The organism is Streptomyces sp. BHT-5-2 (genome assembly GCF_019774615.1).
In the GTDB taxonomy this organism is placed as follows: Bacteria; Actinomycetota; Actinomycetes; order Streptomycetales; family Streptomycetaceae; genus Streptomyces.
Genome location: NZ_CP081497.1, coordinates 1,426,127 through 1,451,486 on the forward strand (window position 1 = coordinate 1,426,127; position 25,360 = coordinate 1,451,486).

General features: G+C 73.5%; 21 protein-coding genes. 18 read left to right on the top strand and 3 right to left on the bottom strand.

Going from position 1 to position 25,360, the window contains the following annotated elements; translation table 11 throughout:
• Positions 1-2 precede the first annotated feature (2 nt).
• The 9 genes from K2224_RS34245 (at position 3) to K2224_RS34285 (ending at position 13,537) form a co-directional block, all read left to right on the top strand.
• The gene (locus K2224_RS34245) at positions 3-1,691 is read left to right on the top strand and encodes a PucR family transcriptional regulator (protein WP_221911023.1); all 1,689 of its coding nucleotides are present in this window, start codon (positions 3-5) and stop codon (positions 1,689-1,691) included.
• 192 nt (positions 1,692-1,883) lie between these two features.
• Positions 1,884-3,341, top strand: a complete 1,458-nt coding sequence (locus K2224_RS34250) for an aldehyde dehydrogenase family protein (RefSeq protein WP_221911024.1) — start codon at positions 1,884-1,886, stop codon at positions 3,339-3,341.
• Positions 3,342-3,866: 525 nt separating this feature from the next.
• A complete protein-coding gene (locus tag K2224_RS34255; RefSeq protein ID WP_221911025.1) occupies positions 3,867-5,786 on the top strand; it encodes an acyl-CoA dehydrogenase family protein in 1,920 nt (639 codons plus the stop codon).
• Between the two features lie 99 nt (positions 5,787-5,885).
• Positions 5,886-7,214 (top strand): 1-deoxy-D-xylulose-5-phosphate reductoisomerase, encoded by a 1,329-nt coding sequence (gene dxr / locus K2224_RS34260; RefSeq protein WP_221911026.1) that lies wholly within the window; start codon positions 5,886-5,888, stop codon positions 7,212-7,214.
• A complete protein-coding gene (locus K2224_RS34265) occupies positions 7,211-8,512 on the top strand; it encodes an RIP metalloprotease (RefSeq protein WP_221911027.1) in 1,302 nt (433 codons plus the stop codon). The genes dxr and K2224_RS34265 overlap by 4 nt, the downstream gene beginning before the upstream one ends.
• A 196-nt stretch (positions 8,513-8,708) precedes the next feature.
• A complete protein-coding gene (gene ispG / locus K2224_RS34270) occupies positions 8,709-9,866 on the top strand; it encodes a flavodoxin-dependent (E)-4-hydroxy-3-methylbut-2-enyl-diphosphate synthase (RefSeq protein WP_221911028.1) in 1,158 nt (385 codons plus the stop codon).
• A gap of 233 nt (positions 9,867-10,099) precedes the next feature.
• Positions 10,100-10,945, top strand: a complete 846-nt coding sequence (locus K2224_RS34275; protein WP_221911029.1) for a GNAT family N-acetyltransferase — start codon at positions 10,100-10,102, stop codon at positions 10,943-10,945.
• Between the two features lie 24 nt (positions 10,946-10,969).
• Complete coding sequence (locus K2224_RS34280) at positions 10,970-11,503, top strand: GNAT family N-acetyltransferase (RefSeq protein ID WP_221911030.1); 534 nt, start codon at positions 10,970-10,972, stop codon at positions 11,501-11,503.
• A gap of 330 nt (positions 11,504-11,833) precedes the next feature.
• Positions 11,834-13,537, top strand: a complete 1,704-nt coding sequence (locus K2224_RS34285; RefSeq protein WP_221911031.1) for a proline--tRNA ligase — start codon at positions 11,834-11,836, stop codon at positions 13,535-13,537.
• Between the two features lie 87 nt (positions 13,538-13,624).
• Here the strand turns inward: K2224_RS34285 and K2224_RS34290 are convergent, their stop codons facing one another.
• The 3 genes from K2224_RS34290 to K2224_RS34300 are packed head-to-tail and all read right to left on the bottom strand — an operon-like array spanning position 13,625 to position 15,625.
• Positions 13,625-14,533, bottom strand: a complete 909-nt coding sequence (locus K2224_RS34290) for an aminoglycoside phosphotransferase family protein (RefSeq protein WP_221911032.1) — start codon at positions 14,531-14,533, stop codon at positions 13,625-13,627.
• A 50-nt stretch (positions 14,534-14,583) separates the two neighbouring features.
• The gene (locus tag K2224_RS34295; RefSeq protein WP_221911033.1) at positions 14,584-15,087 is read right to left on the bottom strand and encodes a ferritin-like domain-containing protein; all 504 of its coding nucleotides are present in this window, start codon (positions 15,085-15,087) and stop codon (positions 14,584-14,586) included.
• A 31-nt stretch (positions 15,088-15,118) separates the two neighbouring features.
• The gene (locus K2224_RS34300; protein ID WP_221911034.1) at positions 15,119-15,625 is read right to left on the bottom strand and encodes a hypothetical protein; all 507 of its coding nucleotides are present in this window, start codon (positions 15,623-15,625) and stop codon (positions 15,119-15,121) included.
• Positions 15,626-15,785: 160 nt separating this feature from the next.
• On the opposite strand from K2224_RS34300, the gene rimP reads away from it, so the two are divergent.
• The 9 genes from rimP to K2224_RS34345 all read left to right on the top strand — a co-directional run bounded on the left by rimP (position 15,786) and on the right by K2224_RS34345 (position 25,295).
• Positions 15,786-16,373: a ribosome maturation factor RimP gene (rimP, locus tag K2224_RS34305; protein WP_221911035.1), complete on the top strand. Its 588-nt coding sequence runs from the start codon at positions 15,786-15,788 to the stop codon at positions 16,371-16,373.
• A gap of 2 nt (positions 16,374-16,375) precedes the next feature.
• Positions 16,376-17,368: a transcription termination factor NusA gene (gene nusA, locus K2224_RS34310; RefSeq protein WP_221911036.1), complete on the top strand. Its 993-nt coding sequence runs from the start codon at positions 16,376-16,378 to the stop codon at positions 17,366-17,368.
• A gap of 129 nt (positions 17,369-17,497) precedes the next feature.
• The gene (locus K2224_RS34315; protein WP_221911037.1) at positions 17,498-17,776 is read left to right on the top strand and encodes a YlxR family protein; all 279 of its coding nucleotides are present in this window, start codon (positions 17,498-17,500) and stop codon (positions 17,774-17,776) included.
• 178 nt (positions 17,777-17,954) lie between these two features.
• On the top strand, positions 17,955-21,014 hold the full coding sequence (infB, locus tag K2224_RS34320; RefSeq protein WP_221911038.1) for a translation initiation factor IF-2: 3,060 nt from the start codon (positions 17,955-17,957) through the stop codon (positions 21,012-21,014).
• A 192-nt stretch (positions 21,015-21,206) separates the two neighbouring features.
• Entirely contained in the window at positions 21,207-21,500 is a 294-nt protein-coding gene (locus K2224_RS34325) for a DUF503 domain-containing protein (RefSeq protein ID WP_208680752.1), read from the top strand.
• A 68-nt stretch (positions 21,501-21,568) separates the two neighbouring features.
• Positions 21,569-22,024 carry a 30S ribosome-binding factor RbfA gene (gene rbfA, locus K2224_RS34330; protein ID WP_221911039.1) on the top strand — a complete coding sequence of 152 codons (456 nt, stop codon included), beginning with the start codon at positions 21,569-21,571 and terminating at the stop codon, positions 22,022-22,024.
• Positions 22,021-22,947, top strand: coding sequence for a tRNA pseudouridine(55) synthase TruB (gene truB / locus K2224_RS34335; RefSeq protein WP_221911040.1), 927 nt, complete (start codon positions 22,021-22,023; stop codon positions 22,945-22,947). The genes rbfA and truB overlap by 4 nt, the downstream gene beginning before the upstream one ends.
• Before the next feature lie 247 nt (positions 22,948-23,194).
• The gene (locus K2224_RS34340; RefSeq protein WP_221911041.1) at positions 23,195-24,280 is read left to right on the top strand and encodes a hypothetical protein; all 1,086 of its coding nucleotides are present in this window, start codon (positions 23,195-23,197) and stop codon (positions 24,278-24,280) included.
• 61 nt (positions 24,281-24,341) lie between these two features.
• On the top strand, positions 24,342-25,295 hold the full coding sequence (locus K2224_RS34345) for a bifunctional riboflavin kinase/FAD synthetase (RefSeq protein ID WP_221911042.1): 954 nt from the start codon (positions 24,342-24,344) through the stop codon (positions 25,293-25,295).
• Positions 25,296-25,360: the final 65 nt, after the last annotated feature.

The window sequence follows — 25,360 nt, forward strand, 5'->3', positions numbered from 1 at the left end:
TCATGCCGCACACCCTCGCCTCCCTGGTCAACCACACCGCGCTCAAGCTGACCGTGCTCGCGGGCGAGGACCGGCTGGACGCCCCGGTGCGCTGGGCGCACGCCAGCGAGCTGATCGACCCGGTGCCGTACATGGAGGGCGGCGAGCTGCTGCTGATCACCGCGCTCAAGCTGGACGCGGCGGATCCGGAGACCGCCGACCGCTATGTGCGGCGGGTCGCCGAGGCCGGTGTGGTCGGGCTGGGGTTCGCGATCGGGGTGAACTACGAAGGCGTGCCGGAGGCGCTGGTCGAGGCGGCCCGCCGGCACCACCTGCCACTGCTGGGCGTGCCCCGCCGCACGCCGTTCATCGCGATCAGCAAGGCGGTGTCGGCGGCCGTGGCGGCCGACCAGTACCGCGCGGTCACCGCCGGCTTCGAGGCGCAGCGGGAGCTGACCCGCGCGGCGCTCGGCACCGAGGGCCCGGCCGAGCTGCTGGCCCGGCTCGCGGCGCACCTGGGCGGCTGGGCGGCGCTCTACGACGCGTCGGGAGCAGTGGTGGCGGCCGCCCCCGACTGGGCCGCGCGGCGTGCCTCCCGGCTCGCCGAGGACGTGGCGCGGCTGCGCGAACGGCCCGCGCCCGCCAGCTCCGTCGTCAGCGACACCGACGGCGACGACCGGGTGGAACTCCAGTCGCTGGGCACCGGCCGCCGGGCCCGCGGCGTGCTCGCCGTCGGGACCGACGCGCCGCTGGGCACCGCCGCGCGCTACGCGGTGCACTCGGCGGTCGCGCTGCTGACCCTGACCACCGAGCGGTCCCGGGCGCTCCAGGACGCCGAGCAGCGGCTGGGCGCCGCGGTCCTGAAGATGCTGCTGGCCGGCGAGCCGGACCACGCCCGGGCGGTGGCCGGGCGGCTCTACGGAGGGCTGCTGGACGCCCCGTTCCGGATGGTGGTGGCCGAGCCGGTGCCCGCCGACGAGCAGCCGTCCTCCGCCAAGCTCCCGACCCCGTTCGGCAAGGGGGGACCGCCCTCGCCTCCGGCCGCCGGCGCCGCGTCCGCCCTGGAGGCGCTGGCCGACGCCATGGAGTCCGCCGCCGCCCGCACCGGCGAGGCGGTGCTGGCCGTACCGGACGGCGGCCGTCTGGTCGTGCTGGTCGCGGACGGCGGCGCGGCCGCGGACGCCTGTACCGCGTTCGCCGCCGCGACCGACGCCCGCCTGGGCGAGCAGTCGCGCCCGCGCGGCCGCAACTCCCGGAACGGCGCCCGCCGGGAGGGCGAGGGCCTGGCCGTCGGCCTCTCCGCACCCACCGGCACGATGGCCGCCGCCAACGCCTACCGCCAGGCCGAGCAGGCGCTCTCGGTCGCCCGCCGGCGCGGCCGCACCCTGGTGGAACACGAGGACGTGGCGGCCGGCTCGGTCCTGCCGCTGCTCGCCGACGACGCGGTCCGGGCCTTCGCCGACGGGCTGTTGCGGGCGCTGCGCGAACACGACGCGACCGGCCGCGGCGACCTGGTGGCGTCGCTGCGCGCCTGGCTCGCCCGGCACGGCCAGTGGGACGCGGCCGCCGCCGACCTGGGCGTCCACCGCCACACCCTGCGCTACCGCATGCGCCGCGTCGAGGAGATCCTGGGCCGCTCGCTGGACGACCCGGACGTCCGGATGGAGCTGTGGCTGGCGCTGAAGGCGACGTCGGGGGGCGCGGGGGAGTAGTGGCCAGCGGGACGCGGCAGGGCCCACCCCGCCCCGGACTCCACCACGGAGAGACGCCCCCGCGGATTACGCCGCTTCGGACAAGCGCCACGAGGCCGCCGCACCCCTACGGTGGGCTGCAGAGTCATACGCCAAGCCGCTCCCAGAGCTGCGCGCGCACCACCCACCACCACTGAAGGGCCGGGATCCACTGTGCCGAACACTGCTGCAGCCCCCACCGCCTTCTGGCTCGCCGGCCGTGAGGCCACCGGCGAGGCCACCTTCGATGTCACCTCCCCCTGGGACGGACGTCTCGTCGGCACGGTGAGCGTTCCCACCGAGGCCCAGGTCGAGGAGGCCGTGGCCGCCTCCGTCGCCGTCCAGGACGAACTGGCCGCGACCCCCGCCCACGTGCGGGCCGCCGCCCTGGACCACGTGGTGCGCGGACTGGTGGAGCGCACCGAGGAACTCGCCCAGCTGATCTCCGCGGAGAACGGCAAGCCCATCAAGTGGGCGCGCGGCGAGGTCGGCCGCGCCATCTCCGTGTTCCGCTTCGCGGCCGAGGAGGCCCGCCGCTTCAACGGCGGCGAGGCGCAGCGCCTGGACACCGACGCGGGCGGCGCCGGCCGGCTCGCGCTGACCCGCCGCTTCCCGCGCGGCACGGTCCTGGGCATCGCGCCGTTCAACTTCCCGCTGAACCTCTGCGCCCACAAGATCGCCCCGGCCATCGCCGCCGGCGTCCCGATCATCCTCAAGCCGGCCCCGGCCACCCCGCTCTCCGGCCTGGTCATCGGCGAGCTGCTGGCCGGCACCGACCTGCCCGCCGGCTCCTGGTCGATCCTCCCGGTCCCCAACGACCGGATGCCCGCGCTGGTCCAGGACGAGCGGCTGCCGGTCATCTCCTTCACCGGTTCCGACACCGTCGGCTACGCCATCCTCGACTCGGTGCCGCGCAAGCACTGCACCCTGGAGCTGGGCGGCAACGGCGCGGCCGTCGTGCTGTCCGACTGGTCCTCCGAGGAGGACCTGGACTGGGCGGCGCAGCGCATCGCCACCTTCGCCAACTACCAGGGCGGCCAGTCCTGCATCTCGGTGCAGCGGGTCGTCGCCGACGCCTCGGTCTACGACCGCCTGGTGGCCAAGGTCGTCGAGCGCGTCGAGGCCCAGGTCACCGGCGACCCGACCGACCCGGCCACCGAGGTGGGCCCGCTGGTCAGCGAGGACGCCGCCAAGCGGGTGGAGTCCTGGGTGGACGACGCCGTCGAGCGCGGCGCCCGCCTCCTCACCGGCGGCAAGCGCGACGGCGCCTCCTACGCGCCGACCGTGCTGGAGAACGTCCCGGCCGGCGCCACCCTCGCCACCGAGGAGGTCTTCGGCCCGGTGCTCACCCTCCAGAAGGTCGACGGCGCAGAAGCGGCGTTCGCAGCCGTCAACGACTCCAAGTTCGGCCTCCAGGCCGGTGTGTTCACGCACGACGCCCGGACCGCCTTCCGCGCCCACCGCGCGCTGGAGGTCGGCGGCGTGGTGATCGGCGACGTGCCGTCCTACCGCGCCGACCAGATGCCCTACGGCGGCGTCAAGCAGTCCGGTGTCGGCCGCGAGGGCGTCCGCTACGCCATGGACGACTACACCTACGAGCGCGTTCTGGTCCTCACCGGACTGGACCTGTAGAGCCCGGGAAATCCCGGCACCGTGCGGCCGGCGGCCCGGCCCGCACCACGCCCCCGGACCGGCCTGGCCCGGTGGACAGCGACGGCCATCCTTCGGGCCGTACCGCCCGCCAGGCCCCGGCCGGCGCACCCCCCGGCGCCGGCCCCTCGCGCGGCGCGCTCCGGCACCCTGTTTCCGGAGCGCGCCGCGCCCCCCCTTCTCCGGCACTGCCCCCCGCCAGCCCGGACTCCAGACGCTACGGCCCCGCTCCGCCCCGGTTCCTCCTGACCGAGGCGGATACGGGGCCGTGCCGCGGGGGGAGTGACCACCTCGCGCATACAACCAGCGCGGTATGCCGCGCCCCCTGGAAGGCCGGGCCGGACCCGTCCCCGGGACCGCACGGCCCGCCCGTGGCGGGTACCCGCTCCCGGCCTCCGCTCCGCTGGTGCAACCCGCCCGGATCGGGTACTTGTCACAAGTAGCACTGCCCGGTGGACCGACCGGTCCACCGGCAGCACCCCCGATTCGCGGCGAGGTGAGTTCCCGATGACCGCTCCGTCCATCCGTAACGTTTCCGAGCGCGAAGCCCGTCAGGTCGCCGAGGCGGCCCGCGAGCAGGACTGGCACAAGCCCAGCTTCGCCAAGGAGCTGTTCCTGGGGCGCTTCCGGCTCGACCTCATCCATCCGCACCCCACCCCCGCGGTGGACGACGTCCGGCGCGGCGAGAAGTTCCTGGCCACGCTGCGGGAGTTCTGCGAGACGGAGATCGACGGCGCCCGGATCGAGCGCGAGGGCCGGATCCCCGACGAGACCGTGCGCGGCCTGAAGGAACTGGGCGCCCTCGGCATGAAGATCGACCCCAAGTACGGCGGTCTCGGCCTCACGCAGGTCTACTACAACCGCGCCCTCGCCCTGGTCGGCTCCGCCAGCCCGGCGATCGGCGCGCTGCTCTCCGCGCATCAGTCGATCGGCGTACCGCAGCCGCTGAAACTCTTCGGCACCCAGGAGCAGAAGGAGACGTTCCTGCCGCGGCTGGCCCGCACGGACATCTCCGCGTTCCTGCTCACCGAGCCCGACGTGGGCTCCGACCCGGCCCGCCTGGCGACCACCGCGGTCCCCGAAGGGGAGGACTACCTCCTCGACGGCGTGAAGCTGTGGACCACCAACGGCGTGGTCGCCGACCTGCTGGTGGTGATGGCCAGGGTCCCCGCCTCCGACGGCCACAAGGGCGGCATCACCGCCTTCGTCGTAGAGGCCGACGCACCCGGCATCACCGTCGAGAACCGCAACGCCTTCATGGGCCTGCGCGGTCTGGAGAACGGCGTCACCCGCTTCCACCGGGTGCGGGTCCCGGCCGCCAACCGCATCGGCCCCGAGGGCGCCGGCCTGAAGATCGCCCTCACCACCCTCAACACCGGCCGGCTCTCGCTGCCCGCGATGTGCGCCGGCACCGGCAAGTGGTGCCTGAAGATCGCCCGCGAGTGGTCCGGCGCCCGCGAGCAGTGGGGCCGCCCGATCGCGAAGCACGAGGCGGTCGGCGGCAAGATCTCCTTCATCGCGGCGACCACCTTCGCCCTGGAGGCCGTCGTCGACCTCGCCTCCCAGATGGCCGACGAGAACCGCAACGACATCCGTATCGAGGCCGCCCTCGCCAAGCTCTACGGCTCCGAGATGGGCTGGCGGATCGCCGACGAACTCGTCCAGATCCGCGGCGGCCGCGGCTTCGAGACCGCCGACTCGCTCGCCGCCCGCGGCGAACGCGCCGTCCCCACCGAGCAGGTGCTGCGGGACATGCGGATCAACCGGATCTTCGAGGGCTCCACCGAGATCATGCACCTGCTGATCGCCCGCGAGGCGGTCGACGCCCACCTCTCCGTCGCCGGCGACCTCATCGACCCCGACAAGTCCCTGGGCGACAAGGGCAGGGCGGCCGCCAGGGCCGGCGGCTTCTACGCCCGCTGGCTCCCCAAGCTCGTCGCCGGACCCGGCCAACTCCCTCGCACCTACGCCGAGTTCGGCGAGCTGGCGGGCCATCTGCGGTACGTCGAGCGGACCTCCCGCAAGCTCGCCCGGTCCACGTTCTACGCGATGTCCCGCTGGCAGGGGAAGATGGAGACCAAACAGGGCTTCCTCGGCCGGATCGTCGACATCGGCGCCGAGTTGTTCGCGATGAGCGCGGCCTGCGTACGGGCCGAGCACCTGCGACTCACCGGCGACCACGGCCAGGAGGCCCACCAGCTCGCCGACGCCTTCTGCCGGCAGGCCCGGATCCGCGTCGAGGAGCTGTTCCACCGGCTGTGGAGCAACACCGACGCACTGGACCGCAAGGTCGTCTCCGGCGTCCTCGGCGGCCGCTACACCTGGCTGGAGGAGGGCGTCGTCGACCCCAGCGGCGACGGCCCCTGGATCGCCGACGCCACCCCCGGCCCCAGCACCGAGGACAACGCCCGCCGCCCCTTCCGCTGAGCCCCGCGGGTCTCGTACGGGCGGCCCGCGCGTCGCCCGTACGGGGTGCGGGCGCCCTCGGTGGCCGGGGCACCCCGCCGACCGGCCACAATGGACCACATGACGGAGACCCTCGCCCACCCGAACCTGCGCTTCGAGCCGGCCGCCGGCGGCCGCCCCGCCGGCCCCCGGGAGATCGTGATCCTCGGCTCGACGGGGTCGATCGGCACCCAGGCCATCGACATCGTGCTGCGCAACCCCGGCCGGTTCCGGGTCACCGCGCTCGCCGCGTCCGGCGGCCGGGTCGAGCTGCTGGCCGAGCAGGCGCACCGGCTGCGGGTCCTCGCCGTCGCGGTGGCGCGCGAGGCGGCGGTGCCCGCGCTCCGCGAGGCGCTGGCCGCGCGCTACGGCGCGGGGGAGCCGCTGCCGGAGATCCTCGCCGGCCCCGACGCGGCCACCGAGCTCGCCGGCGCGGGCCCCTCGGAGTGCCACACCGTCCTCAACGGCATCACCGGCTCCATCGGCCTGGCCCCCACCCTCGCCGCCCTGAAGGCCGGCCGGGTACTGGCGCTCGCCAACAAGGAGTCGCTGATCGTCGGCGGCCCCCTGGTCAAGGCGGTCGCCCGGCCCGGCCAGATCATCCCCGTCGACTCCGAGCACTCCGCGCTCTTCCAGGCCCTGGCCGGCGGCACCCGCGCCGAGGTCCGCAAGCTGGTGGTCACCGCCTCCGGCGGCCCGTTCCGCGGCCGCACCCGGCGCGAGCTGGCCGGCGTCACGCCCGAGCAGGCGCTGGCCCACCCCACCTGGTCGATGGGCCCGGTCGTCACCATCAACTCCGCGACCCTGGTCAACAAGGGCCTGGAGGTCATCGAGGCGCACCTGCTCTTCGACGTCCCCTTCGACCGCATCGAGGTCGTCGTCCATCCGCAGTCCTACGTCCACTCGATGGTGGAGTTCACCGACGGCTCCACCCTCGCCCAGGCCAGCCCGCCCGACATGCGGATGTCGATCGCGCTGGGCCTCGGCTGGCCCGACCGGGTCCCCGACGCGGCCCCCGGCGTCGACTGGGCGCAGGCGCGGAACTGGGAGTTCTTCCCGCTCGACCAGGACGCCTTCCCGTCCGTGCCGCTGGCCTGCCGGGTCGGCGAACTGGGCGGCACCGCCCCCGCCGTCTTCAACGCCGCCAACGAGGAGTGCGTCGAGGCGTTCCTCACCGGCGGGCTGCCGTTCACAGGGATTGTGGATACGGTCGCGGCAGTGGTCGACGAAGGGCTGGCAACCGGAGTGGTGATGAAGCAGAGCCAGGACGGCCCGCGCCCGGGCGGGGCGCCCGCCGACGGAACCTCCCTCACCGTCGCGGACGTCCTGCAGGCCGAGACCTGGGCGCGCGCCCGCGCCCGCGAACTGGCCGCCGCGGCGGCACGCACTCCCTCGGAGGCCCGCGCATGACGACCTGGATGACCATTCTCGGCATAGTCGTCTTCGTCGTCGGCCTGCTGTTCTCCATCGCCTGGCACGAGCTCGGCCACCTCACCACGGCCAAGATGTTCGGCATCCGGGTGCCGCAGTACATGGTGGGCTTCGGGCCGACGATCTTCTCCCGGAAGAAGGGCGACACCGAGTACGGCATCAAGGCGGTCCCGCTGGGCGGCTACATCCGCATGATCGGCATGTTCCCGCCCGGCGACGACGGGAAGCTCCAGGCCCGCTCCACCTCCCCGTTCCGCGGCATGATCGAGGACGCCCGCTCGGCGGCCTTCGAGGAGCTGCAGCCCGGCGACGAGCACCGCCTGTTCTACACGCGCAGGCCCTGGAAGCGCGTCATCGTGATGTTCGCCGGCCCGTTCATGAACCTCGTCCTGGCCGTGGTGATCTTCATGAGCGTGCTGATGGGCTTCGGCATCAACACCCAGACCACCCAGGTCAGCTCGGTCTCCGACTGCGTGATCTCGGCCTCCGCCAAGTCCGACAAGTGCCCGGCCGGCGCCAAGGACTCCCCGGCCAAGGCCGCGGGCCTGCGGGCCGGCGACAAGATCGTCTCCTTCGACGGCCACGCCGTCCCGGACTGGGGCACCCTCCAGGACCAGATCCGCAGGACCACCGGCCCGGCGACCATAGTCGTCGAGCGGCACGGCGCCCGGAAGACGCTGCACGCCGACCTCATCGAGAACAAGGTCGCCAAGACCGACGGCCACGGCGGCTACGTCCCCGGCCAGTTCGTCACCGCCGGCTTCCTCGGCTTCACCCCGGCCAGCGGCATCGTCCAGCAGACCTTCGGCCAGTCCGTGGACCGGATGGGCAACATGGTCTCGCAGGGCGTGGACTCCCTGGTGCAGGTCCCCGGCAAGATCCCCGACCTGTGGAACGCCGCCTTCAACGGCGCCGAGCGCAAGCAGGACTCCCCGATGGGCGTGGTCGGCGCGGCCCGGGTCGGCGGCGAGGTCTTCTCCCTGCACATCCCGCCGGAGCAGCGGGTGGCGACCATGCTCTTCCTGGTCGCCGGCTTCAACCTCTCGCTGTTCCTGTTCAACATGCTGCCGCTGCTGCCGCTCGACGGCGGCCACATCGCCGGCGCCCTCTGGGAGTCGCTGCGGCGCGCCTTCGCCAAGATCGTCCGGCGCCCCGACCCCGGCCCGTTCGACGTCGCCAAGCTGATGCCGGTCGCCTACGTCGTCGCCGGGATCTTCATCTGCTTCACCCTGCTGGTGCTGGTCGCCGACGTGGTGAACCCGGTGAAGCTCACGTAGGGCGGGCCGCACGGGGCGGAGCCGGCCCCGCGAACCTTCCGGCCGGGCACGCGGCGACCGTATGGGCGTGCCCGGCCGCCCCCTTTCGAGGGGCATAAGGGTTCGATGTGCCTCGGGCGAGTCGGGTGCCGTAGGCTCGATGACCGGAAGCCCGCCGAATCAGGGCCCTGATCCATACCTTGGGGTTGCACGCCAGATGACTGCCATTTCACTGGGAATGCCGGACGTACCGACCAAGCTCGCCGACCGCCGGGTCAGCCGCAGGATCCAGGTCGGTACGGTCGCCGTGGGCGGAGACGCACCGGTCTCGGTGCAGTCGATGACGACCACCCGCACCTCCGACATCGGCGCCACGCTCCAGCAGATCGCCGAGCTGACGGCCTCCGGCTGCCAGATCGTCCGGGTCGCCTGCCCCACCCAGGACGACGCCGACGCGCTGCCGGTGATCGCGAGGAAGTCGCAGATCCCGGTGATCGCGGACATCCACTTCCAGCCCAAGTACGTCTTCGCCGCCATCGACGCCGGCTGCGCCGCGGTCCGCGTCAACCCCGGCAACATCAAGCAGTTCGACGACAAGGTCAAGGAGATCGCCAAGGCGGCCTCCGACGCCGGCACCCCGATCCGGATCGGCGTCAACGCCGGCTCCCTGGACCGGCGCCTGCTCCAGAAGTACGGCAAGGCCACCCCCGAGGCCCTGGTCGAGTCCGCCCTGTGGGAGGCGTCCCTCTTCGAGGAGCACGGCTTCCGCGACATCAAGATCTCGGTCAAGCACAACGACCCGGTCGTGATGGTCAACGCCTACCGCCAGCTCGCCGCCCAGTGCGACTACCCCCTCCATCTCGGCGTCACCGAGGCCGGCCCGGCCTTCCAGGGCACCATCAAGTCCGCGGTCGCCTTCGGCGCCCTGCTCAGTGAGGGCATCGGCGACACCATCCGGGTCTCGCTCTCCGCGCCGCCCGTCGAAGAGGTCAAGGTCGGCATCCAGATCCTGGAGTCGATGAACCTCCGCCCGCGCCGCCTGGAGATCGTCTCCTGCCCGTCCTGCGGCCGTGCCCAGGTCGACGTCTACAAGCTCGCCGACGAGGTCACCGCCGGTCTGGAGGGCATGGAGGTGCCGCTCCGGGTCGCCGTCATGGGCTGCGTCGTCAACGGCCCCGGCGAGGCCCGCGAGGCCGACCTCGGCGTCGCCTCCGGCAACGGCAAGGGCCAGATCTTCGTCAAGGGCGAGGTCATCAAGACCGTCCCCGAGTCCAAGATCGTCGAGACCCTCATCGAAGAGGCCCTGAAGATCGCCGCACAGATGGAGGCCGACGGCGTCGCCTCCGGGACGCCGACGGTCAGCGCCGCCGGCTGAGCGGCGCCCTAGGGCGGGGGCGAACAGATCCCGTAAGGGGTGCGCGAGCCCCCTGCGGGGCCCCAACGTGGCGGGGCCGGAGCGGTATTCCCGTTCCGGCCCCGCCGTTCCGCTTCCGGTCGCACGGTCCCTGCCACCGCTGCCCAGGTGGTCGTCGGCCCGGTGGAGGTACAGTGCCAGGACCTGCTCCCGCCTGGCCTCCCAGGCCCCGCAACGGTGAGGCTTTCCGACACGTGCTGACGACCACCGCCCTCAAGGTCCTCGAACCGGGAGAGCTCGACGCGGCCCTCGCGGTCCTGGACCGCGAACCGGTCGCCAACGCCTTCGTCGCCGCCCGCGTCCAGGTCGCCGGCCTCGACCCCTGGCGGCTCGGCGGCGAGATGTGGGGCTGGTACGTCGGCGGCCGGCTGGAGTCCCTCTGCTACGCCGGCGCCAACCTCGTCCCCGTCTGCGCCACCTCCGAGGCCATCCGCGGCTTCGCCGAACGCGCCCGCCGCCAGGGCCGCCGCTGCTCCTCCGTCGTCGGCCCGGCCGGCCCCACCGCCGCCCTCTGGCAGCTGCTCGAACCCCACTGGGGCCCGGCCCGCGAGATCCGCGCGCACCAGCCGCTGATGGTCACCCGCACCCCCTCCGCCGAGATCGCCCCCGACCCACGCGTCCGGCGGATCCGCAAGGACGAACTCGACCTGATCATGCCCGCCTGCGTGGCCATGTTCACCGAGGAGGTCGGCATCTCCCCGCTCGCCGGCGACGGCGGCCTGCTCTACCAGGCCCGGGTCGCCGAACTCGTCGGCGCCGGCCGCTCGTTCGCCCGCATCGACGACGGCAAGGTCGTCTTCAAGGCCGAGATCGGCGCCGCCACCCCGCTCGCCTGCCAGATCCAGGGCGTCTGGGTCGACCCCGCGCACCGCGGCCGCGGCCTGTCCGAGACGGGCATGGCCGCCGTGCTCCGCTACGCCCTCGCCGACGTCGCCCCCGTCGTCAGCCTCTACGTCAACGACTACAACACCGCCGCCCGGGCCGCCTACCGCCGAGTGGGCTTCGAGGAAGTCGGCGCCTTCATGAGCGTGCTGTTCTGAGCCCGGGCCTTGTACGCTCCGAGCATGGATGACGTCGCGGTGGGCCCCCTCGATCTCACTGCCCGCGTGGACGACGCGCTCGCCGTACAGGCCCTCGCCTTCGGACTCGGCGACGAGGAGATCGCCGTCCGCCGCCACATCGTGCTCCGCCACCTCGGCTGCCGCGGCGCCCGCGCGCTGGGCGCCACCACCCCCGCCGGCCGCCTCGTCGGCTTCGTCTACGGCATGCCCAACGAACGCACCCACTGGTGGTCCACCGTCGTCGAGCCCTATCTGCGCAGCCAGGGCCTGGACCACTGGCTGGACGACTCCTTCGTCATCACCGAGCTGCACGTCCACCCCGCCTACCAGAACCACGGCATCGGCCGCACCCTGATCACCCGCATCACCGACGAGGCCACCGAACCCCGCAGCATCCTCTCCGCCATCGACACCGAGAGCCCCGCCCGCGGCCTGTACCGCTCCCTCGGCTACCACGACATCGCCCGCCGCGTCCTCTTCCCCAGCGCCCCCACCCCCTACGCCGTCATGGGCGCCCCCCTCCCCCTGAAACGCTGACGGACCACGCCCCGCACCGGTCCACTCGCGTCAGCCCCCACCCACCGTGTCCATGACCACCCACGGGAGGGGACGGGTCGGAGGGGCAGGGGGTGTGTCCGGACGTAAAGCGCAGCAGTCCGGACACACCCCCTGCCCCGGAGGCCCGTCACCGCACCCAACAGCCCCGCGCAGCGGACCGGCGCCGCCAGGCGCAGAAAGGCGAACCCCTACGGCGGGACAGCCGAAAACGTGGGAGCCAGGCCCAGCGCAGCGCATACGCATTTCGTCGCGCGACACCCCTCCGGCTAACCTCCAGGGAGTCACCTTTCTTACGCAGGAGAAACTCCCATGGCCCACGCCGCACAGGTCCAGCGCATGTCCCGCTTGATGTTCAAGACGTTGCGCGACGACCCGGCCGACGCCGAGGTGCTCAGCCACAAGCTCCTGGTGCGGGCCGGTTTCGTGCGCCGCACCGCCGCCGGTGTCTGGTCCTGGCTGCCGCTCGGCAAGAAGGTCCTCGCCAACGTCGAGCGGATCGTGCGCGAGGAGATGGACGCCATCGGCGGCCAGGAGGTCCTGCTGCCCGCCCTGCTGCCGAAGGAGCCCTACGAGGCCACCGGCCGCTGGGAGGAGTACGGTGCCGAGCTCTTCCGCCTCAAGGACCGCAGGGGCGCCGACTACCTCCTCGGCCCCACCCACGAGGAGATCTTCACCCAGCTGGTGAAGGACCAGTGCACGTCCTACAAGGACCTGCCGGTGATCCTCTACCAGATCCAGACCAAGTACCGCGACGAGGCCCGCCCGCGCGCCGGCATCCTGCGCGGCCGCGAGTTCCAGATGAAGGACTCGTACTCCTTCGACACGGCCGACGAGGGCCTGGCCGAGTCCTACGCGCTGCACCGCGCCGCCTACCAGCGGATCTTCGAGCGGCTCGGCCTGGACTACCGCATCTGTGCCGCCATCGCCGGCGCCATGGGCGGCTCCAAGTCCGAGGAGTTCCTGGCCCCGGCCGCGGCCGGCGAGGACGTCTTCGCCGACTGCCCGCACTGCGACTTCGCCGCCAACACCGAGGCGATCGCCTACGAGCTCAAGCCGGCCGACGCCGCCGGCGTGCCCGCGCCGGAGGAGATCCCCACCCCGGACACCCCCACCATCGAGACGCTCGCCGCGCACCTCGGCGTCCCGGCGTCGGCCACCCTCAAGAACCTGCTGGTGAAGGTCGACGGGGAGATCGTCGCGATCGGCGTCCCCGGGGACCGCGAGGTCGACATGGGCAAGGTCGAGGCGCACTTCGCGCCGGCCGCCGTCGAGTTGGTGACCGCCGAGGACTTCGTCGGCCGCGAGGACCTCGTCCGCGGCTACGTCGGCCCGCAGGGCCTGGAGAAGGTGACGTACCTCGCCGACCCGCGGGTCGCCCCCGGCACCGCGTGGATCACCGGCGCCAACAAGGAGGGCGTGCACGCCAGGAACGTCGTCGCCGGCCGCGACTTCGAGGTCGACGCGTACGTCGACGTCGTGGTCGTCCAGGACGGCGACCCGTGCCCGCAGTGCGGCACCGGCCTCAAGCTGGACCGCGCCATCGAGATCGGCCACATCTTCCAGCTGGGCCGCAAGTACGCCGACGCCTTCCAGCTCGACGTGCTCGGCCAGAACGGCAAGCCGGTCCGCGTCACGATGGGCTCGTACGGCATCGGCGTCTCGCGCGCCGTGGCCGCGCTGGCCGAGCAGCACGCCGACGACAAGGGCCTGTGCTGGCCGCGCGAGGTGGCCCCGGCCGATGTGCACGTGGTCGCCGCCGGCAAGGCCAAGCAGACCGAACTCGCCCTGGAGATCGGCGAGCAGCTCGGCGCCGCCGGCCTGCGGGTCCTGGTCGACGACCGGCCCGGCGTCTCGCCCGGCGTGAAGTTCACCGACGCCGAACTGATCGGCGTGCCGACCATCGTCGTCGCCGGCCGCCGCGCCGGTGAGGGCGTCGTCGAGGTCAAGGACCGGCGCACCGGCGAGCGCGAGGAGCTGACGGTCGCCGAGGCCGTCGCCCGGCTCGGCGCCTGACCGACGGCGACGGGCCGGCCGGGGCACCCGCCCCGCCGGCCCGTTCCGTCGCCGCACCCGGTCCCCGGCCCCTGCGCCCGCGGGCCGTTACACGTACGCCGCGAACTCCAGCAGCGCCTCGCCCCGCCGCCGGTCGCCCGACGCCGCCTCGCGCACCCCGCCGCGCACCGCCCGGTAGAGCGTCCAGCCGCGCAGCCGTTCCCGGTCCACGTCCAGCGAGTCGGCCAGTTTCGCCACCCGCCGCCGGGCCGCCGGGGCCGCCCCCGAACCGGCCAGCAGATCCTCGAACCGGTCCAGCACCAGCCGCGCCAGGTCGTACGCCCGCTCGCCGACCAGTGGCGACGGCCCCACCGTCAGCCACGGCGCCCGCTCCCCGGCCAGCACCTTGCCCTGCCGGAACGCCCCGTGCAGCAGATACTCCTCCGCCGCCCCGGCCGGCAGCGTCCGCCCCAGCTCCAGCGCCTCGTCCAGCAGCGGCCCGGCGCCCACGGGATCCCCGGCCGCCCGGAGCCGCTCCGCGTCCGCCGCGGTCCGCTCCGCCACCGTCGCGAACGGATGCCCCGCCGGCGGCGCGACCCACAGCCGCCGCACCGTGCCGGCCGCCTCCAGCAGCGCCCTGGCCTCCGGCAGCGACCGCAGCGACACCGAGCCCTGCAACCGTTCCAGCAGCAGGGTGCCGCCCGCCTCGTCGGCCCGCAGCATCCGCACCGCGCCCCAGCCGTCCCAGGCCCGCAGCGCCGCCGCCTCCTGCGCGGCGGCCCGCCCCGGCACCGGGAACTTCAGCACCGCCGGCGTTCCGTCCGACTGCCGCACGAACGCCACCAGACTGCTCCGGCCGCCGGGAGCGTGCACCCGATCCAGCGTCAATTCCCAGTCCGCCAACCGCTGTTGGACGAGTTCCGGCAGTTCCTCCAGCCAGGCCCTAACCGGCCCCTCCGCGGCGCCGCCGAGTGCGGTCAGCAGTCGTTGCGGCGGTTCGATGGGTGCCGTTGCCATGCCTGAGCTGTCCTTCTTCGTGGGGGAGTGGCCGCCGGGCGGCCGGTCGTTCACAGCGCGTCGGAGTCGGCGCCCGCGGTCGCCGAGGCGGTGGGCGCCGCGGCCCGCTCGACGAGCCCAGGGAAGGCTACGCCGCTGCCCCGCCAGCGCACCGCCCGCACCGCGGCCTCCCGCAGCGCGGCCGCCGCCTCGGTGCGGTGCGCCCCGCCGGCGGCCCGTACGAGGTCCGCGTAGACGGCCGCCACCCGGTCCTCCAGCTCCGCGGCCAGCCGCACCGCGGCGTCCGCGTCCGGCACCGGGAACGGCAGCTCGTAGGCGGCGGCCGCCGCCTGCGGCGTGCCGCCCAGGTCCCGCACGGCGCGGCGCAGCGCGTCCCGCCGCGCCCGATGGGCGTCGTACGCGCCCTGCGCCTCCGTCCGGCGCCCGGCCCCGATCCGCCCGCCGACCACGCCGTACCCGTACACCGCGGCGTGCTCGGCCGCCAGCGCGGCCTGCGTCGCGGTCAACTCGTCCCCGCCGCGCCCCTCGTCGCGTCGCGCGTGTGTCGTCGTCATCGCCCGCTCCTGTTCTCTCGCACGGCGCCCGTCATCCCGACTGGGCCAGCAGGTATGCGTGGGCCGCCCCCGCCGCCGCGACGGAGGCCAGCAGCCGGGCCAGTTCGGGCGGCGCGGACACCAGCGCCGCCGCGCGGGCGTCCGCCAGTGTCCGCTCCGCCTCGGCGAGCGCCGTACGGGCGCCGCGCTCGTCGCCCGGTACGCGGGGGACGTCGGCCCCGTGCGCGGCACCGGCGGCGGGCGCGGAAGCGGAGGCGGCGGACGGTGCGTCGGACCTGAACGCCTCGGCGTGGCGGGCGACTTCGGCCCGCAGCGGCCGCAGCGGCCCGCCCAGGGCCGGGTGGGCCGAGAGCGTCGCGTCGTACCGCGCGAGCAGCGCCGTGCTGTCCCGGGCCGCCTGCTTGCGCACCCGTTCGGCGGCCGCCGAACGCTCGGCCGTCAACGGGTCGGGCCGGGCGCCGCCGGCGCATCCGGCGAGCAGTGCCGCGCCTCCCAGGGCGGTGCCGGCCAGCAGGGTCGTTCTGCGTGTGAGCGCCACTTTCGGCACGTTGCACTTCCCGGGGTCTTCCGTCGTGATCACCGCAGGCGAGGGTATCCGTGACCACCCGCCGAATCGTCAGTACCCCGCCGGAACCGATAGGCTTTGACCCGACACGCGACCTAACCACAACAGCACACGCGGCCGAGGAGTCACCCGGATGAGCACGACCCAGAGCGAGAGGCTGCGCGGACTGCTTGAACCGCTCGTCGCCGCGCGAGACCTGGATCTGGAAGAGATCGAGGTGACACCGGCCGGCAGGAGCCGTGTGCTGAGGATCGTGGTCGACTCCGACGCGGGTGTCCAGCTCGACGAGTGCGCCGCGCTGAGCCGCGAGGCGTCCGAGGTCCTGGACGACACCGACGCGATGGGCGGTGCCCCGTACACCCTCGAGGTCACCTCGCCGGGCGCGGACCGGCCGCTGACCGAGCAGCGGCACTACCGCCGCGCCGTCGGCCGCCTGATCAAGGCCCGCCTCCACGAGGGCGGCGACCTGGTCGCCCGGATCGTCGCCGCCGACGACACCGGCCTGGACCTGGAGGTCCCGGGCGTCAAGGGCCGCAAGCCGACCGCCCGCCGGGTCGCGTTCGACGAGATCGCCAAGGCCCGCGTCGAGCTGGAGTTCAACCCCAGGCCCACCGCTCCCGCCCGGGACGAGGCACCGCAGGACGCCGGGCGCGACGCCGCCGGCGAGCACGACGCGAACAACGAAAACGACGAAAACGACGAGAACAAGGAGGAGGCGTAGCCGTGGACATCGACATGAGTGCCCTGCGGGGTCTGGTGCGGGAGAAGGAGATCTCGTTCGACCTGCTGGTCGAGGCGATCGAGTCGGCCCTCCTCATCGCGTACCACCGCACCGAGGGCAGCCGCCGCCGGGCGCGGGTGGAACTGAACCGCAACACCGGCCATGTGACGGTGTGGGCGAAGGAGGACCCCGAGGACCTGGAGGAGGGTGCCGAGCCGCGCGAGTTCGACGACACCCCGTCCGGCTTCGGGCGGATCGCGGCGACCACCGCCAAGCAGGTCATCCTGCAGCGGCTGCGGGACGCCGAGGAGGAGATCACCTTCGGCGAGTACGCCGGACGCGAGGGCGACGTCGTCACCGGCGTCGTCCAGCAGGGCAAGGACCCCAAGAACGTCCTGGTCGACATCGGCAAGCTGGAGGCCATCCTGCCGGTGCAGGAGCAGGTCCCCGGCGAGGAGTACACCCACGGCACCCGGCTGCGCTCGTACGTCGTCCGGGTCGTCAAGGGCGTCCGCGGCCCCTCGGTCACGCTCTCGCGCACCCACCCCAATCTGGTGAAGAAGCTGTTCGCCATGGAGGTGCCGGAGATCGCCGACGGTTCGGTGGAGATCGCCGCCATCGCCCGCGAGGCCGGCCACCGCACGAAGATCGCGGTGCGCTCCGCGCGCTCGGGACTGAACGCCAAGGGCGCCTGCATCGGCCCGATGGGCGGCCGGGTGCGGGCCGTGATGGCCGAACTCAACGGCGAGAAGATCGACATCGTGGACTGGTCGGACGACCCGGCCGAGCTGGTGGCCAACGCGCTGTCCCCGGCCCGGGTCAGCAAGGTCGAGGTGGTGGACCTGTCGGCGCGCTCGGCGCGGGTGACGGTCCCCGACTACCAGCTGTCGCTGGCCATCGGCAAGGAAGGCCAGAACGCCCGGCTCGCTGCGCGGCTGACCGGCTGGCGGATCGACATCCGCCCGGACACCGAGCACGCGCCGGCGCAGGGCTGAGCCACCGGCGGACGGGGCCGCGGCGCACGAAAAGAAGTGGTGCCGCGGCGCCCCGCGGGGAATTCTTGAGCAGCGGATCGGGCTTTACCCCATCGGGGTGGAGCGTCCGTGGGGAGGTAGACTTAAGCAGTGTCTGGCCGGACGCATGCCCGCGCATGCCCTGAGCGCACATGTCTGGGTTGCCGGGAGCGAGCGGCCAAGGGCGATTTGCTGCGCATCGTGGTGATCGAGGGCGAGTGCGTCCCCGATCCTCGCGGTACGCTGCCCGGCCGGGGTGCTTATGTGCACCGGACACTGGTCTGCCTCGACCTGGCGGTTCGCCGCCGGGCGTTCCCCCGGGCCTACCGGGGGCGCGGTCCGTTCGACACGGCGGAGTTGCGCCGGTTCATCGAAGGGGGCGCGCGTTGAGCAGCCGCCATGGCAACAACGCACAGCAGGAAATGCACAGCGCACGGAAAACCGTGCGGTCAGGTACCTCGCGAGTCGGAAGTAGGTCGAGATTGCGATGAGCACTCGATGAGTACGCGATGAGTACGCCCATGAAGTAGCGACGGTCCGGTGGACACCCGGACCTAGAAGGAGCGAAGTGGCTAAGGTCCGGGTTTACGAACTCGCCAAGGAGTTCGGTGTGGAGAGCAAGGTCGTCATGGCCAAGCTCCAAGAACTTGGTGAATTCGTCCGTTCGGCGTCCTCGACGATCGAGGCGCCGGTTGTTCGCAAGCTGACCGACGCTTTCCAGGCGGGCAGCGGCGGCGGCCGTTCCGCCGGCAAGCCCGCGGCGCCGCGCAAGTCGGCCCCCGCGAAGCCGTCGGCGCCCTCTCCGGCGCAGGCGGCCCGTCCGGCTGCCCCGAAGCCGGGCGCCCCCAAGCCGGGTCCCGCGGCCCCGGCCGCCCCCGAGGTCCCGGCCGCCCCCGCGGCTCCGGCGGCCCCCAAGCCTGCCGCCGGCCCCACCCCGGGTCCGCGTCCGGCCCCGGCGCGCCCCGCGGCGCCGAAGCCTGCCCCGGCCGCGCCCGCGCAGCCGGAGTTCCAGGCCCCGCCGTCCGCGCCGGCGCCCGCCGCGCAGTCGGGTCCCCGCCCCGGTGCCACCCCCGGCCCGCGTCCGGGCGGCCGCCCGGCAGGCGGCCAGGGCCAGGGCCGCGGCAACGCCCCCCGCCCCGGTGGCGAGCGGGCCCCGCGTCCCGGCGGTCCCCGTCCGGCCGGTCCCCGTCCGGGCAACAACCCCTTCACCTCCGGTGGCTCCACGGGCATGGCCCGTCCGCAGGCCCCGCGGCCCGGTGGCGCCCCGCGTCCCGGCCAGCCCGGTCCGCGCCCGCAGGGCGGCGGTCAGGGCGGTCCCCGGCCGCAGGGCCAGGGCGGCCCGCGTCCGACCCCCGGTTCCATGCCCCGTCCGCAGGGTGCGGCGCCCGGCGGTGCCGGTCCGCGTCCCGGCGGCGGTAACCGCCCGAACCCGGGCATGATGCCGCAGCGTCCGGCTGCCGGTCCGCGTCCGGGCCCCGGCGGCGGCGGTCGTCCGGGCGGCGCGGGTCGTCCCGGTGGCGGCGGTCGTCCCGGCGGTGGCGGCGGCTTCGCCGGTCGTCCCGGTGGCGGCGGCGGTCGTCCGGGTGGCGGCGGCGGTTTCGCCGGTCGTCCCGGTGGCGGCGGTCCCGGTGGCGGTGGCGGCGGCTTCGGCGGTCGTCCCGGCTTCGGTGGTCGTCCCGGCGGTCCCGGCGGCCGTGGTGGCACGCAGGGTGCGTTCGGTCGTCCCGGCGGTCCGGCGCGTCGCGGTCGCAAGTCGAAGCGGCAGCGCCGTCAGGAGTACGAGGCGATGCAGGCCCCGTCCGTGGGCGGCATCATGCTGCCGCGCGGCAACGGCCAGACCGTTCGTCTCTCGCGCGGTGCCTCGCTGACCGACTTCGCGGAGAAGATCAACGCCAACCCGGCGTCGCTGGTCCAGGTCATGCTGAACCTCGGCGAGATGGTCACCGCGACCCAGTCGGTCTCCGACGAGACGCTGCAGCTGCTCGCCGACGAGATGAACTACAACGTCGAGATCGTCAGCCCGGAGGAGGAGGACCGCGAGCTGCTCGAGTCCTTCGACATCGAGTTCGGCGAGAACGAGGGCGGCGAGGAGATGCTGGCGGCCCGTCCGCCGGTGGTCACCGTCATGGGTCACGTCGACCACGGCAAGACCCGCCTGCTGGACGCGATCCGCAAGACGAACGTGGTCGCGGGCGAGGCCGGTGGCATCACCCAGCACATCGGTGCCTACCAGGTCGCGACCGAGGTCAACGACGAAGAGCGTCGCATCACCTTCATCGACACCCCGGGTCACGAGGCGTTCACCGCCATGCGTGCCCGCGGTGCGAAGTCGACCGACATCGCGATCCTCGTGGTGGCGGCCAACGACGGTGTCATGCCGCAGACGATCGAGGCCCTGAACCACGCCAAGGCGGCCGACGTGCCGATCGTGGTCGCGGTCAACAAGATCGACGTCGAGGGTGCCGACCCGACCAAGGTGCGCGGTCAGCTGACCGAGTACGGCCTGGTGGCCGAGGAGTACGGCGGCGACACCATGTTCGTCGACATCTCCGCCCGCCAGGGGACCAACATCGAGCAGCTGCTCGAGGCCGTCGTCCTCACCGCGGACGCCGCCCTCGACCTGCGGGCCAACCCCGACCAGGACGCCCAGGGCATCGCGATCGAGGCGCACCTCGACCGCGGCCGCGGCGCCGTGGCGACCGTCCTGGTCCAGCGCGGTACCCTCCGCGTCGGCGAGACGATGGTCGTGGGCGACGCCTACGGCCGGGTCCGCGCGATGCTCGACGACAAGGGCAACCACGTCGAGGAAGCGGGTCCGTCGACCCCCGTCCTGGTCCTGGGTCTGACCAACGTCCCGGGCGCCGGCGACAACTTCCTGGTCGTCGACGAGGACCGCACGGCCCGCCAGATCGCCGAGAAGCGCGCGGCGCGCGAGCGCAACGCGGCCTTCGCCAAGCGCACCCGCCGGGTGTCCCTGGAGGACCTCGACAAGGTGCTCAAGGCCGGCGAGGTCCAGCAGCTCAACCTCATCATCAAGGGCGACGCGTCCGGTTCGGTCGAGGCCCTGGAGTCCTCGCTGCTCCAGCTCGACGTCGGCGAAGAGGTCGACATCCGGGTGCTGCACCGCGGCGTCGGTGCGGTCACGGAGTCCGACATCAACCTGGCGTCCGGCTCCGACGCGATCGTCATCGGCTTCAACGTGCGGGCCGAGGGCCGCGCCACGCAGATGGCCGAGCGCGAGGGCGTCGACGTCCGGTACTACTCGGTCATCTACCAGGCGATCGAGGAGATCGAGGCGGCCCTCAAGGGCATGCTCAAGCCGGAGTACGAAGAGGTCGAGCTCGGTACGGCGGAGATCCGCGAGGTCTTCAAGTCGTCCAAGCTGGGCAACATCGCGGGTGTGCTCATCCGCTCCGGCGAGGTCAAGCGGAACACCAAGGCGCGCCTCATCCGCGACGGCAAGGTGGTCGCGGAGAACCTCAACATCGACGGTCTGCGCCGCTTCAAGGACGACGTCACCGAGATCCGCGAAGGCTTCGAGGGCGGTATCAACCTCGGCAACTTCAACGACATCAAGGTCGACGACGTCATCGCGACGTACGAGATGCGGGAGAAGCCGCGCGGCTGATCTTGCAGTAGTCCGCCCGGTGTGCGGTCCACCAGGAACGGTGGCCGGGCGGCGGGCGGGCCGGGGCCGGTCGGCGGGAATTTCCGTCGATCGGCCCCGGTCGTTCCGTGTACGGTTCGAAATGACACGCACGCCTCCGGCCGACGCCGGGAGGCACCCCGAAGGCCCCACGGGTGGCTTGACCCGTCTTGCATGTACGTAGGGACGTTGTCCTTCGACCTGCTTCTCGGCGACGTACGGTCGCTGAAGGAGAAGCGCTCCGTCGTCCGCCCGATCGTCGCCGAGCTGCACCGCAAGTACGCGGTGAGCGTCGCGGAGGTGGGAGACCAGGACCTGTACCGCAGGGCCCGTATCGGCCTGGCGGTGGTGTCCGGGGACACCGGACACCTGACGGACGTCATGGACCGCTGCGAGCGCCTGGTCGCCGCACGGCCCGAAGTGGAGCTGCTGTCCGTACGCCGGCGGCTGCACGGCGACGACGACTGACCCGGGCGACCGGGCAGGTCATCGCCGGTGGAAGCACAATTGTGGAAGATTCAGAAGGAGACGGACCAGTGGCCGACAATGCGCGGGCGAAGAAGCTGGCGGACCTCATCCGGGAGGTGGTCGCCCAGAAACTGCAGCGCGGCATCAAGGACCCGCGGCTCGGCACGCACGTGACCATCACCGACACCCGGGTCACCGGCGACCTGCGGGAGGCGACGGTCTTCTACACGGTCTACGGCGACGACGAGGACCGTGCCAGCGCCGCCGCTGGGCTGGAGAGCGCCAAGGGCGTGCTCCGTTCCGCGGTCGGTGCGGCGGCCGGCACCAAGTTCACGCCGACGCTGACCTTCGTCGCGGACGCCCTGCCGGAGAACGCCAAGACGATCGAGGATCTGCTCGACCGGGCCCGCGCCTCGGACGCCGAGGTGCGCGCGGCCTCCTCGGGCGCCACGTACGCCGGTGAAGCGGACCCGTACCGCAAGCCGGGCAGCGACGAGGACGACGAGGGCGCAGCGGCAGAATGAAGCGGCAGAGCAACAAGCCGGGAGGTCTTGTCATCGTCGACAAGCCTTCCGGCTTCACTTCGCACGACGTCGTGGCGAAGATGCGCGGGATGGCCCGGACCCGCCGGGTCGGGCACGCCGGGACCCTCGACCCCATGGCGACCGGGGTCCTGGTCCTCGGCCTGGAGCGGGCCACCAAGCTGCTGGGGCACCTCGCGCTGACGGAGAAGGAGTACGTCGGCACGATCCGGCTCGGCCAGACCACGGTCACCGACGACGCCGAGGGCGAGATCACCGCGTCCAAGGCGGCGCACGGCCTGGTCCGCGAGGACATCGACGCCGGGGTCGCCGAGCTCAGCGGCGCGATCATGCAGGTGCCGTCCAAGGTCAGCGCCATCAAGATCGACGGCAAGCGCTCCTACAAGCGCGTCCTGGACGGCGAGGACGTGGAGATCCCGGCCCGGCCGGTGACGATCTCCTCGTTCGTGGTGCACTCCGTGCACGAGGCCGAGGCGGCGGACGGCACCCCGGTGACCGACGTGCTGGTCTCCGTCGTCTGCTCCTCCGGCACCTATATCCGGGCCCTGGCCCGCGACCTGGGCGCCGGGCTCGGCGTCGGCGGCCATCTGACGGCGCTGCGCCGCACCCGCGTCGGCCCGTACAAGCTCGACCGCGCGCGGACCCTGGAGCAGCTCCAGGCGGCGGTGGACGAGCCCGAGGGCGGCGGTCTGCCCGTCATGCCGCTCGGGGACGCAGCCGCCGCCGCGTTCACCCGCTGGGACGTCACCGAGGCGCAGTCCCGGCTGCTGCTCAACGGTGTGCGGGTCCCGATGCCGCAGTTCGAGGGCGACGGCCCGGTGGCGGCCTTCGGCCCGGACGGGACCTTCCTGGCGCTGGTGCAGAACGAGGGCGGCCGGGCCAAGAGCCTGGCGGTCTTCGCCTAGTACGCCCAACTCCGCCCAGGACTCCACGGGGTCTGATCGGCCGGGGGAGGTGGTGGAACGCGTGCCGTGCGGACGGGCGCGGAGCGTTCGGCCCGCGCTCCACCATCCCCCTCGCTGAGACTCTGTCCAGCGCGTTCTCATGATTCACCCCGCCGAGCAGGCGCTCGGAGTGAATCACGGCGCGGAGGGGGGCGCGTTCGCCGGACACCCTGTTGCGAAGATCACTGTCTGTCTACCGTCGTCGCCGATGAGCACGCACGGTGACGGGTGGGGAGGTTCGCTGATGGTGGTGCTGGACGCCGACACGGAGGCGTACGGGAAGGTGCGCGGCGCGGTGTGCGGGGAGGCGCTCCGGGTGCTCGGCGGAAGCGGGGTGGATGATCAACTGTCCGCGGAGTGGCGGGAGTTGGTGGTGGACGCGACCGCCGGGACGGAGCTGCGGGACGGGGCGGCCGGGCGGCTGAGCGGGGTGCTGCTGGGGGTGCCGGACGCCACGCCGTATCTGGGCGTGCTGCGGCTGCTGGCCGACCTGATCACCGTGCGGTCGGCCACGGCGGGCGGCTTCGCGGAGACCGGGCCGGCGGCGTTCGGGCCGGTGTTCTGGCGGTGCCTGGCGCTGTCGGCGGCGGACCGCCTGGAGCTGCTGCGCCGGCTGCTGCCGGCCGACGGACCGCGCGCGGACGCGCCGCGCACCCGGCCGCCGCGGGCCTTCGCCCCGCCGCCCCGGGTCCGGGTGCACACCGCGGGCGCCGCGGCGGCCGGCGCCGTGGACGACGGCGCGGACGACGGATGGGTGGACGCCCTGCGGTGGGCCGACGGCCCCGCGGGGCCGCACGAAGGCGGCGCAGAAGCGTTCCGCCCCGGCGGTGCGGGACTTCGCCCCGGGCGGTTCCTCGACCTCGTGGCGGAGCTGCTCAAGGCCGACCCCGAGCGGATCCAGCCGTTGCTGTGCGGCTGGTTCGACGACAACCGGCCGCTCCGCACGGCACCCGACGCGCCCCATGTGCTCACCGTCGCGGACGCCGCCCAGGCCCTGCTGCACACCCACCGGGCCCGGGCGCTGGACGCCCTCGTCGAGACGCTCGCCGGGGTCGCCCACCCCCGGGCCGCGGAGCTCCTGGACGCGCTCGCCGAGGACGAGCCGGCGGCCCTGCGGCGGGCCACGGCGCGGTGGGGGAGCGGTCCCCGGACGGGCGGGCGGCCGGCGGCGCCGGAGCCCACGGCCGCAGCGGCGGAAACCGGCCGGTGGCCGGCCGGACCCGCGGGGTGGCCGATGCAACAGCGGCCAGGCCCCCCTTCGCGCGTAGCCGCGCTCCCGGCATGGCAGTCTTAGACCTGCGTCATGCCGAAATGGCGCAGTGGACGGACAACAGTTCGGGCGAGGAGCGGGCAGAGTGCAGCGCTGGCGTGGCTTGGAGGACATCCCCGAGGGTTGGGGACGCAGCGTCGTCACCATCGGCTCGTACGACGGAGTGCACCGCGGCCACCAACTGATCATCGGGCGGGCCGTGGCCCGCGCCCGCGAGCTGGGGGTCCCGGCCGTGGTCGTCACCTTCGACCCGCACCCGAGCGAGGTGGTCCGCCCCGGCACCCACCCGCCGCTGCTGGCGCCGCACCACCGGCGGGCCGAGCTGATGGCCGAGCTGGGCGTGGACGCGGTGTTGGTGCTCCCGTTCACCAAGGAGTTCTCGCAGCTGGCGCCCGCCGACTTCGTGGTGAAGGTGCTGGTCGACAAGTTGCACGCGCAGGTCGTGGTCGAGGGCCCGAACTTCCGCTTCGGCCACAAGGCCAAGGGCACCGTCGAGAGCCTCGGCGAGCTGGGCCGGACCTACGACTACACGGTCGAGGTCATCGACCTCTTCGAGCGCGGCACCGCGGGCGGCGGTGAGCCGTTCTCGTCCACGCTCGTCCGCCGGCTGGTCGCCGAGGGCGACGTGACGGGCGCCCGGGAGGTCCTGGGCCGGCCGCACCGGGTCGAGGGCGTGGTCGTCCGCGGCGCGCAGCGCGGCCGCGAACTGGGCTTCCCCACCGCCAACGTGGAGACCCTGCCGCACACCGCGATCCCGGCCGACGGGGTCTACGCCGGGCTGCTGCACGTCGAGGGCGAGGCGATGCCGGCGGCGGTGTCGGTCGGCACCAACCCGCAGTTCGACGGCAAGGTGCGGACGGTCGAGGCGTACGCCATCGACCGGGTCGGGCTCGATCTGTACGGGCTGCACGTCGCCGTGGAGTTCCTCGCCTACATCCGGGGCCAGGAGAAGTTCGACACGCTCGACGCGCTGCTGGAGCGGATGGCGGTCGACGTGAAGCAGGCCCGCGGGCTGATCGCCGAGGCGGGGCAGGCGTAGCGCGCGTCGCACGCCCCCGGCGTACGAAGGGCAACGAAGGGGCGGGGCCCGGCAGTCAACTGCCG

Bases quoted from the DNA above. Each gene is read 5' to 3' on its own strand.
- K2224_RS34290 (WP_221911032.1), bottom strand. From the start codon at position 14,533: ATGGCAACGGCACCCATCGAACCGCCGCAACGACTGCTGACCGCACTC.
- dxr (WP_221911026.1), top strand. From the start codon at position 5,886: ATGACGGAGACCCTCGCCCACCCGAACCTGCGCTTCGAGCCGGCCGCC.
- truB (WP_221911040.1), top strand. From the start codon at position 22,021: ATGAAGCGGCAGAGCAACAAGCCGGGAGGTCTTGTCATCGTCGACAAG.
- K2224_RS34255 (WP_221911025.1), top strand. From the start codon at position 3,867: ATGACCGCTCCGTCCATCCGTAACGTTTCCGAGCGCGAAGCCCGTCAG.
- K2224_RS34280 (WP_221911030.1), top strand. From the start codon at position 10,970: ATGGATGACGTCGCGGTGGGCCCCCTCGATCTCACTGCCCGCGTGGAC.
- K2224_RS34325 (WP_208680752.1), top strand. From the start codon at position 21,207: ATGTACGTAGGGACGTTGTCCTTCGACCTGCTTCTCGGCGACGTACGG.
- K2224_RS34295 (WP_221911033.1), bottom strand. From the start codon at position 15,087: ATGACGACGACACACGCGCGACGCGACGAGGGGCGCGGCGGGGACGAG.
- K2224_RS34340 (WP_221911041.1), top strand. From the start codon at position 23,195: ATGAGCACGCACGGTGACGGGTGGGGAGGTTCGCTGATGGTGGTGCTG.
- K2224_RS34265 (WP_221911027.1), top strand. From the start codon at position 7,211: ATGACGACCTGGATGACCATTCTCGGCATAGTCGTCTTCGTCGTCGGC.
- K2224_RS34285 (WP_221911031.1), top strand. From the start codon at position 11,834: ATGGCCCACGCCGCACAGGTCCAGCGCATGTCCCGCTTGATGTTCAAG.
- ispG (WP_221911028.1), top strand. From the start codon at position 8,709: ATGACTGCCATTTCACTGGGAATGCCGGACGTACCGACCAAGCTCGCC.
- rimP (WP_221911035.1), top strand. From the start codon at position 15,786: ATGAGCACGACCCAGAGCGAGAGGCTGCGCGGACTGCTTGAACCGCTC.
- K2224_RS34245 (WP_221911023.1), top strand. From the start codon at position 3: ATGCCGCACACCCTCGCCTCCCTGGTCAACCACACCGCGCTCAAGCTG.